Annotated in this window: 13 protein-coding genes and 1 pseudogene; 9 read left to right on the top strand and 5 right to left on the bottom strand. The window is 68.5% G+C overall.

Annotated elements, in window-relative coordinates; genetic code table 11:
• Window positions 1-198: 198 nt before the first annotated feature.
• From QTI17_RS32005 to QTI17_RS31995, 3 genes and pseudogenes are all read right to left on the bottom strand, one after another.
• Entirely contained in the window at window positions 199-2,202 is a 2,004-nt protein-coding gene (locus tag QTI17_RS32005; RefSeq protein WP_286537940.1) for an acetyl/propionyl/methylcrotonyl-CoA carboxylase subunit alpha, read from the bottom strand.
• 14 nt (window positions 2,203-2,216) lie between these two features.
• Window positions 2,217-2,327, bottom strand: a pseudogene (locus QTI17_RS32000) (acyl-CoA dehydrogenase family protein); the annotation flags it as partial.
• Between the two features lie 10 nt (window positions 2,328-2,337).
• Window positions 2,338-3,957: an acyl-CoA carboxylase subunit beta gene (locus tag QTI17_RS31995; protein WP_286537939.1), complete on the bottom strand. Its 1,620-nt coding sequence runs from the start codon at window positions 3,955-3,957 to the stop codon at window positions 2,338-2,340.
• 343 nt (window positions 3,958-4,300) lie between these two features.
• On the opposite strand from QTI17_RS31995, the gene QTI17_RS31990 reads away from it, so the two are divergent.
• Window positions 4,301-4,573 carry a type II toxin-antitoxin system Phd/YefM family antitoxin gene (locus tag QTI17_RS31990; RefSeq protein WP_286537938.1) on the top strand — a complete coding sequence of 91 codons (273 nt, stop codon included), beginning with the start codon at window positions 4,301-4,303 and terminating at the stop codon, window positions 4,571-4,573.
• Entirely contained in the window at window positions 4,570-4,941 is a 372-nt protein-coding gene (locus QTI17_RS31985) for a type II toxin-antitoxin system RelE/ParE family toxin (RefSeq protein ID WP_286537935.1), read from the top strand. Before QTI17_RS31990 ends, QTI17_RS31985 begins: the two co-directional genes overlap by 4 nt.
• A gap of 245 nt (window positions 4,942-5,186) precedes the next feature.
• Here QTI17_RS31985 and QTI17_RS31980 read toward each other — a convergent pair whose 3' ends face one another.
• A complete protein-coding gene (locus QTI17_RS31980; RefSeq protein WP_286537934.1) occupies window positions 5,187-6,362 on the bottom strand; it encodes an acyl-CoA dehydrogenase family protein in 1,176 nt (391 codons plus the stop codon).
• 156 nt (window positions 6,363-6,518) lie between these two features.
• On the opposite strand from QTI17_RS31980, the gene relB reads away from it, so the two are divergent.
• The 4 genes from relB to QTI17_RS31960 all read left to right on the top strand — a co-directional run bounded on the left by relB (window position 6,519) and on the right by QTI17_RS31960 (window position 8,124).
• Complete coding sequence (relB, locus tag QTI17_RS31975; RefSeq protein WP_286537933.1) at window positions 6,519-6,746, top strand: type II toxin-antitoxin system RelB family antitoxin; 228 nt, start codon at window positions 6,519-6,521, stop codon at window positions 6,744-6,746.
• The gene (locus QTI17_RS31970) at window positions 6,730-6,999 is read left to right on the top strand and encodes a type II toxin-antitoxin system RelE family toxin (protein WP_286537932.1); all 270 of its coding nucleotides are present in this window, start codon (window positions 6,730-6,732) and stop codon (window positions 6,997-6,999) included. Before relB ends, QTI17_RS31970 begins: the two co-directional genes overlap by 17 nt.
• 50 nt (window positions 7,000-7,049) lie before the next feature.
• A complete protein-coding gene (locus QTI17_RS31965; protein ID WP_286537931.1) occupies window positions 7,050-7,598 on the top strand; it encodes a hypothetical protein in 549 nt (182 codons plus the stop codon).
• A gap of 235 nt (window positions 7,599-7,833) precedes the next feature.
• Window positions 7,834-8,124, top strand: a complete 291-nt coding sequence (locus tag QTI17_RS31960) for a hypothetical protein (protein WP_286537930.1) — start codon at window positions 7,834-7,836, stop codon at window positions 8,122-8,124.
• 6 nt (window positions 8,125-8,130) lie between these two features.
• On the opposite strand, the gene QTI17_RS31955 is transcribed toward QTI17_RS31960, so the two are convergent.
• Window positions 8,131-8,691, bottom strand: coding sequence for a DUF2889 domain-containing protein (locus tag QTI17_RS31955; protein ID WP_286537929.1), 561 nt, complete (start codon window positions 8,689-8,691; stop codon window positions 8,131-8,133).
• Between the two features lie 152 nt (window positions 8,692-8,843).
• Between QTI17_RS31955 and QTI17_RS31950 the strand changes: the two genes are divergently transcribed.
• The 3 genes from QTI17_RS31950 to QTI17_RS31940 all read left to right on the top strand — a co-directional run bounded on the left by QTI17_RS31950 (window position 8,844) and on the right by QTI17_RS31940 (window position 14,500).
• Window positions 8,844-10,655 carry an acyclic terpene utilization AtuA family protein gene (locus QTI17_RS31950; RefSeq protein WP_286537927.1) on the top strand — a complete coding sequence of 604 codons (1,812 nt, stop codon included), beginning with the start codon at window positions 8,844-8,846 and terminating at the stop codon, window positions 10,653-10,655.
• Between the two features lie 120 nt (window positions 10,656-10,775).
• Window positions 10,776-12,938 (top strand): thiamine pyrophosphate-dependent enzyme, encoded by a 2,163-nt coding sequence (locus tag QTI17_RS31945; RefSeq protein ID WP_286537925.1) that lies wholly within the window; start codon window positions 10,776-10,778, stop codon window positions 12,936-12,938.
• Complete coding sequence (locus QTI17_RS31940) at window positions 12,935-14,500, top strand: indolepyruvate oxidoreductase subunit beta family protein (RefSeq protein WP_286537923.1); 1,566 nt, start codon at window positions 12,935-12,937, stop codon at window positions 14,498-14,500. The genes QTI17_RS31945 and QTI17_RS31940 overlap by 4 nt, the downstream gene beginning before the upstream one ends.
• Window positions 14,501-14,523 lie beyond the last annotated feature (23 nt).

Raw genomic sequence — 14,523 nt, 5'->3', positions numbered from 1 at the left:
TCTGCGCCGCTGAGCAGCGCAGCCTTTCGCGGATAAGGGCTCGCGACTGTTTGAGTGGAGCGCAGCGGAGCGAGTTTGAGCGAGACCCCGCGAAAGGCGAGCAGCGCAAGGGAGCCCGAAGGGCCGGCGCAGTGGGGTCGCTCGGCCCGCACCGCTTGCCGGGCGCCTTTCCATGGGAGAACAGCATCACCATCGGGATCACGCAGGCCCAGTCACGAGCACTTCGATCTCAGCCACCACCCGGCTCGCCGCCACCTGCTCCCCGTTCGATACATGCACCGCCGTCAACCGCCCGGCGACGGGCGCCGCATGCACGTGCTCCATCTTCATCGCCTCCAGCGTGACGATCGGCTGCCCCGCCTCCACCATGTCGCCGACCGCCGCGAGGACCGCGACGACGCGGCCGTTCATGGAGGCGCGAAGTTTTCCGTCGCCACCCGATTCGCCTTGCCGTGCCGAGGCGGCGCGGGTCTTGTCCTCGACGCGCAGCGCCAGGCCGCGGTACTGCAGCAGCAGGGTCGCACCGTCGCGGAACCAGGTCGCGTGCTCGTGCAGGCCATCGCAGACGAAGCGGACCGTGTCGGAGCCGAGTGCCACCACATCGATCGCGAAACTGCGCTCCCCGAGCGCGACCTCGAAGCGGTGCTGGCCCGGCAAGGTCACGCTCGCGTTCTGCGCCTTGCCGCCGATGTCGAAGCGCAGCGAGATCGGCAGGTTGTGCGACAGGCGCCGGCCCGCCGCGCGCTGCCGGCGCTCGCCCGTGGTCTCGTAGAGCAGCACGGCCGCCAGCGCCGCGGCACGCGCCTGCACGGCTTCATCGGGCGCCAGCAAGGCTTCCTGATGCTGGCCGATGAACGCGGTCGTGGCGCCGCCCGCGGCGAACACCGGATGCGCGAGGCAGCTGCGCAGGAAGGCCTGGTTGGTGGTCACGCCGAGCGCCACCGCGTCTTCCAGGCCAGCCGCGAGCTTGCGCCGCGCTTCGTCGCGGGTGCGGCCATGGCTGATGATCTTGGCGATCATCGAGTCGTAGTACGGCGGGATCTCGGCGCCCGAACGCAGCGCGTCCTCGACCCGCAGCTGGGCCGGCATCTTCCACAGCGCCACCGTTCCGCTCTGCGGCATAAAGCCCTGGTCGGCATCCTCGGCGCACAACCGAACCTCGATCGCATGGCCCTCGAAACGCACCTGCGCCTGGGTCAGCGGCAGGGCCTCGCCGGCCGCCACGCGCAGCTGCAGTTCGACCAGGTCGAGGCCGGTCACGGCCTCGGTCACCGGGTGCTCGACCTGCAGCCGCGTGTTCATCTCCATGAAATAGAAATTGCCTTCGCGGTCGAGCAGGAATTCGAGCGTGCCCGCACCTTCGTAGCGGATCGCCTTCACGGCCGCCACCGCCGTCGCGCCCATGCGTTCGCGCAGGGCCGCATCGACGGCGGGCGATGGCGCTTCCTCGATCAGCTTCTGGTGCCGGCGCTGCACCGAACAGTCGCGCTCGCCGAGATGGATCGCGTTGCCATGGCGGTCGGCGAAGATCTGGATCTCGATGTGGCGCGGCTCGACGATGGCGCGCTCGAGGATCACCTCCGGGTCGCCGAAGGCACTCTGCGCCTCGGACCTCGCGCTGCGCAGCAGCTCGGGAAATTCCTTCGCCGAAGGCACCAGCCGCATGCCGCGGCCGCCGCCGCCGGCGGTGGCCTTGATCATCACGGGGAAGCCGATGCGGGCGGCCTCCTCGGCCAGTCGGCTCTCGCTCTGGTCTTCGCCCTGGTAGCCCGGGATGCACGGCACGCCGGCCGCCTGCATCAGCGTCTTGGCGCCGGCCTTGTTGCCCATCGACACGATGGCTTCAGCCGAAGGGCCGATGAAGACCAGCCCCGCGTCCTTGCAAGCCTGCGCGAAGTCCTCGTTCTCGGCCAGGAAGCCGTAGCCCGGATGCACCGCGTCGGCGCCGCTGAGCTTCGCGGCTTCGACGATGGCCGGGATGCGCAGGTAGGACTGGGCCGGCAGCGGCTCCCCGATGCAGACCGCCTGGTCGGCCTCCTGCACATGGCGGGCGCCGGCATCGGCGGTGGAATACACGGCCACCGTGCGGTAGCCCATGGCGCGCGCGCTGCGGATCACGCGCAGCGCGATCTCGCCGCGGTTGGCGACCAAGATCTTGCGGAATGGCGTGACGTGATGAGTTGGAACAGTCTTTGCAGTCATGACAGTGAATTCGGAGCCGGGAAAATCTCGTCGCGCGCCCACTGGTCGACATGGGGATTGATCTCCTTGTCGATGAAGCGGTTCAGCGTGTCGCGCAGGGCCTCGTGTTCGGGGGTGAGCTGCATGCCGTGAACCTCAGGGACGGGCGACCGAGAACTGCATCTTCTGCGGCTCGCGCAGCTCGGCCTCGCGGCAGATCGACAACACCTTGGACAGCACGGCACGGGTGTCGCGCGGGTCGATCACGCCGTCGTCGAGCAGGCGCGCGCTGGTCGTGAACACGCTCATCTGGCTGTCGAAGCGGTCGATGATGCGGCGCTCGAGGTCGTCGAGCTTGGCCTGGTCGACCTCGCCCTTTCGCTTCATTGCGGCCTCGGTCACGATGACCATGGTCTTGGCGGCCTGCTCGCCGCCCATCACGGCGGTCTTGGCATTCGGCCACGAGAAGCAGAAGCGCGGATGGAAGCCGCGGCCGCACATGCCGTAGTTGCCGGCGCCGAAGGAGGCGCCGCAGTAGATGGTGATCTGCGGCACCGTGGCGTTGGTCACGGCCTGGATCATCTTGGAGCCGTGCTTGATGATGCCGGCCTCCTCGTAGTCTCGCCCGACCATGAAGCCGGTCGTGTTGTTGAGATAGAGGATCGGCGTCTTCGACTGGCAGCAAGCCTGGATGAAATGCGTTGCCTTGGTGGCACCGGCCGGGTCGATGGGGCCGTTGTTGGTGATGATGCCCAGCGGCAGTCCTTCGATCTTGATGTGGCCGACAACGGTGGCCCCGCCGTAGTTCTCGCCGAATTCGAGGAACTCGGAGTCGTCGGCGATGCGGGCGATGACCTGCTTCATGTCGACCGGGCGCTTGTGGTCCATCGGCATGATGCCCAGCAGCTCCTCGGCGTCGTAGCGCGGCGGCTTGAAGCGGCGCGGCGCCTCGGCCGGCACATCGCGGTTCCAGTCGATGCTGGCCATGATCTCGCGGGCGATGCGGATCGCGTCGCGGTCGTCCTCGGCCAGGTAGTCGCCCAGGCCCGAGATCGAGGTGTGCATCACGGCGCCGCCGAGTTCTTCCTCGGTCGCGATCTCGCCGGTCGCGGCCTTGAGCAGCGGCGGGCCGGCCAGGAAGGCCCGCGAGCGGCCCCGCACCATCACGATGTAGTCCGACAGCCCGGTCTGATAGGCCCCACCCGCCGTGGACGAGCCGTGCGTCACGGTGAGCACCGGCAGCCCGGCGGCCGAGATGCGCGCGATGTTGCGGAACAGGTTGCCGCCGGTCACGAACTCCTCGACCTTGTAGGTCATGAGGTTGGCGCCGGCGCTCTCGACCAGCTGGATGTAGGGCAGCTTGTTCTCCAGCGCCAGCTCCTGCATGCGCAGCTGCTTGGGGATGCCCATCGGCTGCAGCGCCCCGGCGTCGATGCCCGAGTCGGAGGCGTTGATCATCACGCGCACCCCCGAGACCCAGCCGATGCCGCCGATCACGCCACCGCCCGGCACGCTCTTCTCGAGGTCGGGGTTGTCGAGGCCCAGCCCCGCCAGCGAAGAGATCTCGAGAAAGGGCGTGCCCGGGTCGAGCAGCAGCGACAGGCGCTCGCGCGGCAGCAGCTGGCCGCGCTTCTCGAAGCGCTCGCGCGACCTGGCCGAAGTGGCGACGCTGCGCCGCTCGTAGCCGTGGACGCGCTCGATCAGCGCGAGCATGCCGTCGCGGTTGGCCTGGAAGGCCTCGCTGCCGGGGGAAATGGTCGATTCGATGGTTGCCATGTGCGCTGTGCCCGTCGCGCTGGAGCGGGTCGATGGTGTGTGTCCGGCAAGCTTAGGCATCGGCCACGGCGAGGTCTTGCGCAAACTCGCTGTGCACGCGGCCCGCCCCGGACCGTCATTCAGCGCAACCACTTCCTAGAGCCGGCGCAGATCGCCGACCAGCTCCAGGCGCTGGACGCCCGGGTGGTTGTCACCCCTCGCCCGCCGAGGCGCCGGCGCTGTGAGCCAAGCTGGGGCCGGTGCTGGCCGGACTGCCTGGCCTGCGCGAGATGCTGTGGGTCGGCGCCGCTGCCTGTGGTCTGAATTTAGTCCATAATCAGTCTTGCCGCGCCAGGATCCAACCATGAAATTTTCTACGCAGGTCAAGCCAATCAGCTACCTCAAGAGCCATGCAGCGGAGATCGTCAAAGACCTCTCGCAGAGCCGTGAGCCCATGCTCATCACACAGAACGGCGAAGCGAAGCTGGTGGTCATGGATGTCCAGTCTTATGAAGAGCATGAAGAGACACTTGCTCTCTTGAAGCTCCTGGCACTGGGCAACCGCGAGATCGAGCAAGGCCAGTTCAGGCCGGCAGTCGAAGTCTTCGCAGAGATGGACAAGGACGACCTTCAGTGAGGGTCGTCCTCCTCCAGTCCGCGGAGGCCGACTTGAAGGACTTGAAGATCTACATCGTCAGAAACTTCGGCAAGGACGTCTGGCTTGCGAGCTACGGACAGATCAAGGAATCCGTGGCGATGATCCAAGACCATCCAAAGGCAGGCAGGATTCCGCCCGAGCTGGAGAGCCTCAACATCGCGCAGTACCGGCAAGTCCTCTCCGGGATGAACAGGATCATCTACGAACTGAGGGACGACTCAGCGTACATTCACATCGTCTGCGACACGAGGAGAGACCTGCGGGGACTTCTCATGAAGAGGCTTGTCAGCCCTGTTGACACCGCTCCGACGCCGAGCGGGTCGATTCGACGGTTACCGAAAAACTGATCGCGAAGGCTTGGACGCTGAAACGTCCAAGTGCCTGCACAGTGCGCACCGGCGGGCAGCGGTCTCACCCCCGCGACGCCACCCGCAGCTTCGGATTCAGCCCCGCGGGCCCATACGAGCGCTTGCTGCGCCGGAACCCACGGCCGACCCATGTCCTGCTCGAAGCGGCAGAGGTCGGCGAGTTCGCGGTACTCGGCGCGCAGGTCGTCGGCGGTGTCTTTCATCGTGCTTCCTGCTTTGTCGTCTCAAAGGCCGAGCTGCCGCGCCGCGAGGTCCTTCATGACCTCCTCGGAGCCGCCGCCGATCATCATCACCTTGACCTCGCGGTAGATGCGCTCGCTCTGCGTGCCGCGCATGAAGCCCATGCCGCCAAGCAGCTGCACCGCCTGGTCGGCGCAGAACTGCATCGCCTGCGTGGCCTGCACCTTGGCCAGGCAGACGCGCGCCACCAGGCGCGCCGGATCGGCCAGCTTGTGCTCGATGCGGTAGGCCAGGTCGTAGACCAGCGTGCGCGATGCATCGATGCACATGGTCATGTCCATCAGCTTGTGGCGCACCACCTGGCGCTCGGACAGGGGCATGCCGAAGGAGACGCGCTGGCGCGTCCAGTCGACCGCTTCCTTCAGGCAGACCTCGGCAAAACCGCAGGCCAGCGCCGACATGAACAGACGCTCGGTGTTGAAGTTGTTCATGAAGGTCTTGAAGCCCTTGTTCTCGATCCCGACCAGGTTGGCGACCGGCACCCGGCAGTCGTCGAAGCGCAGGTGCGCCGTGTCGGAGCTCCACCACCCCATCTTCTTGAGCGCGGTCCGCGTGAGGCCGGGCGTGTCGCCGTCGATCAGCAGCACCGAGATGCCGCCCGCACCCTTGATGGCCGGATCGGTGCGCACCGCGGTGGTGATGAAGTCGGCCCGCATGCCCGAGGTGATGAAGGTCTTCTCGCCGTTGACGACATAGCGATCGCCGTCGCGCACCGCGGTGGTCTTGAGCGCCGCCACGTCGGAACCGCCCGAGGGCTCGGTGACCGCCAGCGCCGCGATCTTCTCGCCGGCCAGCACCGGCGGAATGACCCGCTGCTTGAGCGCCTCGCTGCCCGCGTGCAGGATCGGCGGCAGTGCGATGCTGTGCGAGTTCAGCGAGGCCTGCAGCCCGCCCCCGCCGCAGCGCGCGAACTCCTCCGCCACGATCAGCTGGAAGAAGACGTCGGCCGGCGTGCCACCGTAGGCCTCCGGGTAGCCCAGGCCCTGCACGCCGAGCTCGGCGGCGCGCGCGTACAGTTCGCGCGGGAAGGTCTCGGCCTCGTCCCACTCGGCGACGAAGGGCGTGATCTCGCGCGAGATGAATTCGCGCAGGGTGGCGCGAAACTGTTCGTGCTCGGGCGTGAAATAGAAGGGCAGCGGCGGTGCCTCGAGGAATTCCATGGTGTCTCCTGTCTGGCATGAGGCTAGCGGCGCGGACGGGAATGGTCTTGCGCCGACTGGCTGCGAGACCGTACCGGAGCGCTCCTGCGTAAGCGACGCGGCCAGGATTCAGACGAAGTGGATACAATGAATACACGTATTCAAAGGAGCCTGGCCATGGCCACTTCGATCCGCCTCGACCCGGCGCTGGAGAGCCGGCTCGATTTTCTTGCTTCGCAAACGGGCCGGACCAAGGCCTTCTATCTGCGCGAATTGGTGGAAAGAGGATTGTCCGACCTCGAGGATTACTACCTTGCAGCGGCCACCCTCGAGCGCGTGCGCAAGGGCGAAGAGAAGGTTCACAGCGCGCAAGCGGTGAGGACGAAGCTTGGCCTGGACCATTGACTACACCGACACCGCGCTCAAGCAGTTGCGCAAGCTCGACAAGCAGACTGCCCGACGCATCGTCGACTCCATGGACGAGCGCATCGCAGGCCAGCAGGATCCGCGTGCTGCCGGCAAGGCACTGACGGGGCCGTTGCTCGGCGCCTTCTGGCGCTACCGGGTCGGCGACTGCAGGGTGATCTGCGATATCCAGGACCAACAAATTCGCATCCTGGTCGTCGAGGTCGGCGACCGAAAAGACCTATATCGATAGCGAAAAGCAAACGCAATGGCGAGAACCAAGACTTCGGCCAGGTGGCCCTCATGACGCTCGACACCAGCTTGGCCGTCGTGCTCGGCGTGGCCGTCGGCGCCCTCGCCGGCATCGTGGGCGGTGCGCTCGCGGCCTGGCGCCAGTCGAAGCTGGCGCTGGAGAAATGGTCGCGCTCGCGCGAAGACCAGCATCGCCGCGACACGCGGGAGGCGGTGGCGACCGTGGCCCGAACGCTGGCCTCCACCGCCCATTCGATGATGTGGGCCACCTTCAAGGTCCTGACCTCGGGCAAGGCGAGCCGCGAGGCGCTCGCGTCCTTCGAGGTCGAGTTCCACGGCGAGGTGGCGACCCTGGTCGGCGCCCAGATGCAGCTCGCGGCGCTCGACCACGCGCTCTATGCCAGGGTCACGCCCTACATCGGCCAGGTGATCGCCCTGGGCGGCAACACCTATGCGGCGCTGCGGGCGTCGATGGAGAAGGACCTCGACGCCGAGGACCGGCTGCGCAGCTGCAACCAGGAGGCGCTGGACCTGATCCGGGACGTGCCCATCAAGGTGGCCGGCCTGCTGGCCCCGCCGGAGCCCGCGGCGGCAGGCTAAAGAACGAGCGCCTGCGGCCGATATCCATGCAGCGGGCATCGGTGCCGACCCCGCAGGTGTCGCATCCATGACGACGGCCGATCGGACAACCCGAGACTTTCCTCACGCGCAGGCGATGTTTTGGCGCGCGGGAATGCACTTCGGCGGCCTTTTCAGCCACGCTTAAGGATCGACGAAGAGACTGGTTCCGAGGCAAAGGAAAAGTCCCTTGCCCCACCGAAAAGGATCGAACTTCATGAAGCCTTCCGCCGCCGCCCCCAAGCCCCTGACCCCGTCGCAGATCAAGCTCGTGCTCGAGCTGCTCGAGCTGCGGCAGCTGGCACCGAAGGAGACCGCCGCGAAGTTCGATCGGCTGGCCCGGGGCAAGACCTTTTCCGAAGCCCAGCAGGAGGCGATCGAGATCCTCTTCGCGCTCGAGGAAGACGAGATCCCCGACGCCCTGTTCGACTTCGCGGACGACGAGGCCCGCGACATCGTTCGCGACGGCCTGGCGCACGAGGCGCGACTCACCTTCGTGCGGGCCTGACCCGCTTCAGGACGACGGCTCGTCCTCGCCCTTCGCGCGGTACCAGGTCGGATAGAACTTGGCCACCTGCGGCCCGTCGGTGGCCAATGCGTGGCAGCCGTCGAGCTGGAAGGGCTTCTGGGTCTGCGAGACCGCGAGGTCGGCGCCCGCCAGCGTCTGCAGCACGCCGGTGGCCATGGTCCGCAGCAGCTCCGACATGTGGGTGCAGCCGCGCACGCCGCCGAACAGCCGCACGGCGGCGCGGTTGAAGCCAGGCCCCACACGCAATCCGACCAGCGCCGCATAGTCGGGCGCGATCCTGCCGCAGACCTCGTCGAACGGCGCCGCGTCGGTGGCGGCCACCGCATCGACGATCAACGCGGTGGCATCGACCGTGAGCCGCAACCACATCGAATGGATCGGCGCCCCGCCGCGCCGCTCGCCGCCCGGAAAGCGGAAGTCGTGGGCGCGCACGTCCTCGAGGTGGCCATCGACATCCCAGAGGCCATCGGCACGGCGATGGCCACGGATGGTGATGGTGCGGGCGTGCACCTCGGTGCGTTCGGCGGAAGAAGGCGGCAATGGCATGGCAGGAGCGTCGATGATGCCATCGACGGGAGGCGCCCGTCTTGCGCCCAATGGCTGCGCCTCGTCAGCGAGTTGGCGCAAGCCTCGGGCGGAGCGGCTGGCTAAGCTCCTGCTCCAGCGACACCCCGTCGACACCGAGGAGCGAGACCGCCATGACCACCCCCCCGACCCCGAAGAAAACCGTCCGCATCGGAGGCGCCTCCGGCTTCTGGGGCGACAGCATGGTGGCGGCGCCGCAGCTCGTGAAGCTCGGCCGGCTCGACTACCTCGTGTTCGACTTCCTGGCCGAGACCACGATGTCGATCCTGGCCTCGGCCCGGGCCAAGAAACCCGAACTCGGCTATGCCACCGACTTCGTCGACATCGCGATGAAATCCGTGCTGGCCGAGGTCAAGCGCCAGGGCGTCAAGGTGGTGAGCAATGCCGGCGGCATCAACCCCCACGGCTGCGCCGCCGCGCTGCAGGCGCTGGCCGATGCCGAGGGCGTGGCGCTGCGCATCGCGGTGGTCGAAGGCGACGACGTCAGCACGCAGATGCCGCAGCTGCGCGAGGCTGGCACGCGCGACATGTTCACCGGCGAGGCACTGCCCGAGAAGGTGCTGAGCGCCAACGCCTACCTGGGCGCCCTGCCGATCGCGGCTGCGCTGGCGGCTGGCGCCGACGTCGTCATCACCGGGCGCTGCGTCGACAGCGCGGTCACGCTCGGGCCGCTGATGCACGAGTTCGGCTGGCAGCCCGGCGACCACGACCTGCTGGCCTCGGGCAGCCTCGCGGGCCACATCATCGAATGCGGCTGCCAGGCCACCGGCGGGCTGCACACCGACTGGGAAGACATCCCCGACTGGGCCCACATGGGCTACCCGATCGTCGAATGCCATGCCGACGGCAGCTTCGTCGTCACCAAGCCCGAGGGCACCGGCGGCAAGGTGATCCGCGCCAACGTGGCCGAGCAGCTGCTCTACGAGATCGGCGACCCCGGGGCCTACCTGCTGCCCGACGTCAGCTGCGATTTCCGCGAGGTCGTGATCGAGCAGCTCGGCGCCGACCGCGTGCGGGTGGGCCCGGCACGCGGACGCGCGCCCTCCCCCAGCTACAAGGTCTCGGCCACCCAGCTCGACGGCTTCCGCTGCGCCGGCAGCATGGTCTTCGTCGGCATCGACGCCGAAAAGAAGGCGGTGCGCACGGCCGAAGCGATCATCGAACGCACCGGCGAGATCCTGCAGCAGATGGGCCTGCCACCCTTCACCTCGACCTACGTCGAAGTGATCGGCTCCGAATGGCTGTACGGCCCGCACGCGCGCACACGGCAAGTGCGCGAGGTCACGATGCGGGTGGTCGCCAATCATCCGAAGAAGGCGGCGCTGGCGATGTTCGCGCGCGAGATCGCGCCGTCGGGCACCTCGTGGGCACCGGGCACGACCAGCCCCGGCGGCGGACGGCCGGCGGTGTCGCCGCTGATCAAGCCCTTCGCGTTCACGCTGGCCAAGGCCGCGGTGCCGGTGGCCTTCGTGCTCGGGGGCGAACGCCATGCGGTCGCCATCCCGGTCGCCGACCACAGCCCGCCGGCCTCGCCGGCCACCGAACCGCCGCCCTTCGACGACGACGGCGGCGAGCAGGTCGAGGTCCGCCTCATCGAACTCGCCTGGGCCCGCAGCGGCGACAAGGGCAACCTGTCGAACATCGGCCTGGTCGCGCGCCGGCCGGAGTGGCTGCCGCTGCTGTGGTCGCGCGTCACGCCGCAGTTCGTGGGGGACTACTTCGCCCATTTGGTGCACGGCAAGGTCGAACGCTTCCACCTGCCCGGCATCGCATCGATGAACCTGCTGCTGCACGATGCGCTCGATGGCGGCGGCCCGTCGTCGATGCGCATGGACCCGCTGGGCAAGGGCATGGCGCAGATGCTGCTGGATGCGACGGTGCAGGTGCCGCGGCGCGTGGCGGAGGCGGCGCGCGCGGCGCGGTGAGCCTGAACGGCCTCATCGAACTCATCTATATGTAACGCAGGCTGCATCGATTGGATAATTAAGACTCCGCTCCTATTCTTCGTCCGCCAGCCAACAAGCCAGCCACGGAGACACGAAGAGATGGAGCGATCATTCGCCGAAGAAGTCAAACGCCTTTCGCTGGGCGCCGACGAGGTATTTCACGGCGAGGGCATCCTCGCCGTCACCAAGGCGCTGCTGCAGTCGGGCGTCAGCTACATCGGCGGCTACCAGGGCGCGCCGGTCTCGCACCTGATCGATGTGCTGGGCGATGCCCGCGAGATGCTCGACGAGCTCGGCATCTACTTCGAGAACAGCGCCTCCGAGGCCGGCGCGGCCGCGATGCTCGGCGCCTCGATCAACTACCCGGTGCGCGGCGCCGTGACCTGGAAGTCCACCGTCGGCACCAACGTCGCCTCCGACGCGCTGTCGAACCTGGCCTCGGCCGGCGTCAAGGGCGGCGCGCTGGTGATCCTCGGCGAGGACTACGGCGAAGGCTCCAGCATCATCCAGGAGCGCACCCACGCCTTCGCGATGAAATCGCAGATGTGGCTGATGGACCCACGGCCCAACCTGACCTCGATCGTCAACGCGGTGGAGCGCAGCTTCGAGCTGTCGGAGGCCAGCCAGACGCCCGTGATGCTGCAGCTGCGCATCCGCGCCTGCCACGTGCACGGCAGTTTCGTGTGCAAGGACAATCGCGCGCCTGCGGTGTCGACCCGCGACCTCATCGAGCGGCCCGTGTTCGACTTCGGCACCATCAACCTGCCGCCCTCGATCTACGCCCAGGAGCGCATGAAGATCGAATCGCGCTGGCCGGCGGCGCTGGACTTCATCCGCCGCGAGGGCCTCAACGAGCGCTTCGGCGGCGACTGCGGCGACATCGGCCTGGTGCTGCCGGGCGGCCTCTACAACGGCACCTTGAGGGCGCTGCAGCAGCTGGGCCTGGCCGACGCCTTCGGCAACAGCCGCATCCCGCTGCAGGTCCTCAACGTGGTGTACCCGCTGGTGCCCGACGAGCTGGTGGATTTCTGCGCCGGAAAGCGCGCGGTGCTGCTGATCGAGGAAGGCCAGCCCAACTACATCGAGGATGCGCTGCACGCGATCCTGCGGCGCGCCGGCAGCGACACCACGCTGCACGGCAAGGACATCTTCCCGATGGCCGGCGAGTACACCGGTGAAGTGCTGGTGCGCGCGCTGGCCGAGTTCGTGCGGCGCTCGGCGCCCGAGGCGCTCGCGGCCGAGGGCGTGGCGCGGGTCGGCGCGGCCGCGGCGCCGCTGGCGACACTCAAGCCGCAGGCGATCGAAGCCCTCGGCATGCCGGTCCCGAACCGGCCGCCGGGCTTCTGCATCGGCTGCCCCGAGCGGCCGGTGTTCGCGGCCATCAAGCTGATCCAGAAGGACCTGGGCGCGATCCACGTCAGCGCCGACATCGGCTGCCACACCTTCGGCACCTTGCCGCCCTTCAACGTGGGCAGCACGGTGCTCGGCTACGGCCTCGGTCTCGCGAGCTCCTCGGGAGTCGGGCCGCTGATGGGCAACCGGGTCGTCAGCATCATGGGCGACGGCGGCTTCTGGCACAACGGATTCACCAGCGGCATCGTGAACGCGGTCTACAACGCGCAGGATTCGGTGCTGGTGATCCTCAAGAACGGCTACACCTCGGCCACCGGCACGCAGGCGATCCCGTCGTCGCCGACCCAGCCGGCGGCCAAGCCGCTGACGCTGGACATCGAGGCCGCGCTCAAGGGCGTCGGCGTGGGCTGGGTGCGCAAGGTGCCCAGCTACAACGTCGGCCGCATGCGCGAGACGCTCAACGAGGCCATGACGACCGCCGAGGGCGGGCTCAAGGTCATCATCGCCGACGGCGAATGCCAGCTCGAGCGCCAGCGCCGCATCAAGCCGGTCAATGCCGCGAAGCTCAAGCGCGGCGAGCGCGTGGTGCGCACCCGCTTCGGCATCGACGACGATGTCTGCACCGGCGACCACTCGTGCATCCGCTTGTCGGGCTGCCCGTCGCTCACAGTCAAGCCGAACCCGAGCCCGCTGCGCACCGACCCGGTGGCGACGGTCAACCAGGGCTGCGTCGGCTGCGGCCTGTGCGGCGAGAACGCCCATGCCGCGATCCTCTGCCCGTCCTTCTACAAGGCCGAGATCGTGCAGAACGCCGGCACCTGGGAGCGGCTGCTGCACCGGCTGCGCAACGGCGTGATCGGGATGATGGCCGGCAAGGCGCGCAACGACTTCGAGGCGGTGGCGGCATGAGCGATTCGACTTTCCCTGGCGCCGGCCAGGGCCCGCGCATCGTCACCGTGCTGGTGGCCGCGATGGGCGGCGAAGGCGGCGGCGTGCTGGCCGACTGGCTGATCTCGGCCGCGGCCGCGCAGGACTTCCCGGTGCAAAGCACCTCGGTGCCTGGCGTGGCCCAGCGCACCGGCGCGACCAACTACTACATCGAGATCTATCCGGTGGCGCGCGCGGAGCTCGGCGGCGCGCAGCCGGTGTTCTCGCTGACGCCGAACCCGGGCGACGTCGACATCGTCGCCGCCTCCGAACTGGTGGAAGCGGGACGCGTGCTGCAAGGCGGCTTCGTGCATCCGCGCCGCACCACGCTGGTGGCGTCGCTGCACCGCGAGTACGCGGTGTCCGAGAAGACCGCGATGGGCGACGGCCGCTACGAAGGCCAGCGGGTCATCGAGGCGGCGCAGCAGCTCGCCCGGAACGCCTTCCTGTTCGACATGCGCTCGCTGGCCTGGAAGCACGGCACGGTGATCAACACCGTGATGTTCGGCGCCATGGCCGCGAGCGGCGCGCTGCCGTTCTCGCGCGAAGCCTGCGAGCAGGCGATCCGCGCATCGGGCAAGGCGGTCGAGGCCAGCCTGAAGGGCTTCGCGGCCGGCTTCGAGCATGTGGCGGGCCGGGGCGCGCCGGCAGCACCTGCGCGGGACGCCGACGCCAAGGCGTCGATCGATGCCCGCGTGCGGGCGCTGCCCGAGCCGCTGCGCGCGATCGTCGGCAGCGGACTGCGGCAGGTGGCCGACTACCAGGACGCGCGCTACGCCGGGCTGTACCTGTCGCGGGTCAATGCATTGCGCGACATCGAGCGCGCCACCGAGGGCGACTTCCCGGTGACGCGCGAGACCGCGCGCTACCTCGCGCTCTGGATGAGCTATGAGGACGTGATCCGGGTGGCCGACCTCAAGACCCGCAGCGACCGCCTGCAGCGCGTGCGCCAGGAAGTCGGCGCCAAGGCCGGCGAGCCGCTGCGGCTGACCGAATACCTCAAGCCGGGTCTCGACGAGATCTGCTCGGTGCTGCCGACGCCGGCCGCGCACTGGCTGCGCCGCCGTCTGGGCCACAAGGCGCACAAGCTCAATGTAGGCCTGCACATGCGCACCGACACCGTGCTCGGCTTCGCCATGCTGTGCGGCCTGCGCGCGCTGCGGCCGCTGCGCCGCCGCACCTCGCGCTACGCAGCCGAGCAGGCCATGATCGAGCGCTGGCTCGATGCCGTCCGCCGCGCACTCGCGATCAGCCCGCGCCTGGGCTACGAGCTCGCGCTGTGCGGCAACCTCGTGAAGGGCTACGGCGAGACCAGCGAACGCGGCCACCGCAACCTGGCGGCCCTGCTCGACGACATCCAGCCGGCGCTCGCGCGCGCGCCGCAGGACCCTTCGCTCGACGACGCGGCGGCGCGCGTGCGCTCGGCGCGCGCGGCAGCCCTGGACGACCCCGAAGGCCGCACGCTGGCACGCGCGCTGGGACTCGCGCCGCCGGAGCCGAAGTCCCATCCGATCCGCATCGTCCGCCGCAAGCCCGCCGGCTGAACGCCCCCGTTTTCACTCAAGCA

The sequence above is a fragment of the Variovorax sp. J31P179 genome (genome assembly GCF_030316985.1).
GTDB lineage: Bacteria > Pseudomonadota > Gammaproteobacteria > Burkholderiales > Burkholderiaceae_C > Variovorax > Variovorax ginsengisoli_B.
The sequence above is the reverse complement of the archived record's forward strand: the minus strand, read 5'-3'. Positions and strand labels throughout refer to the sequence as shown.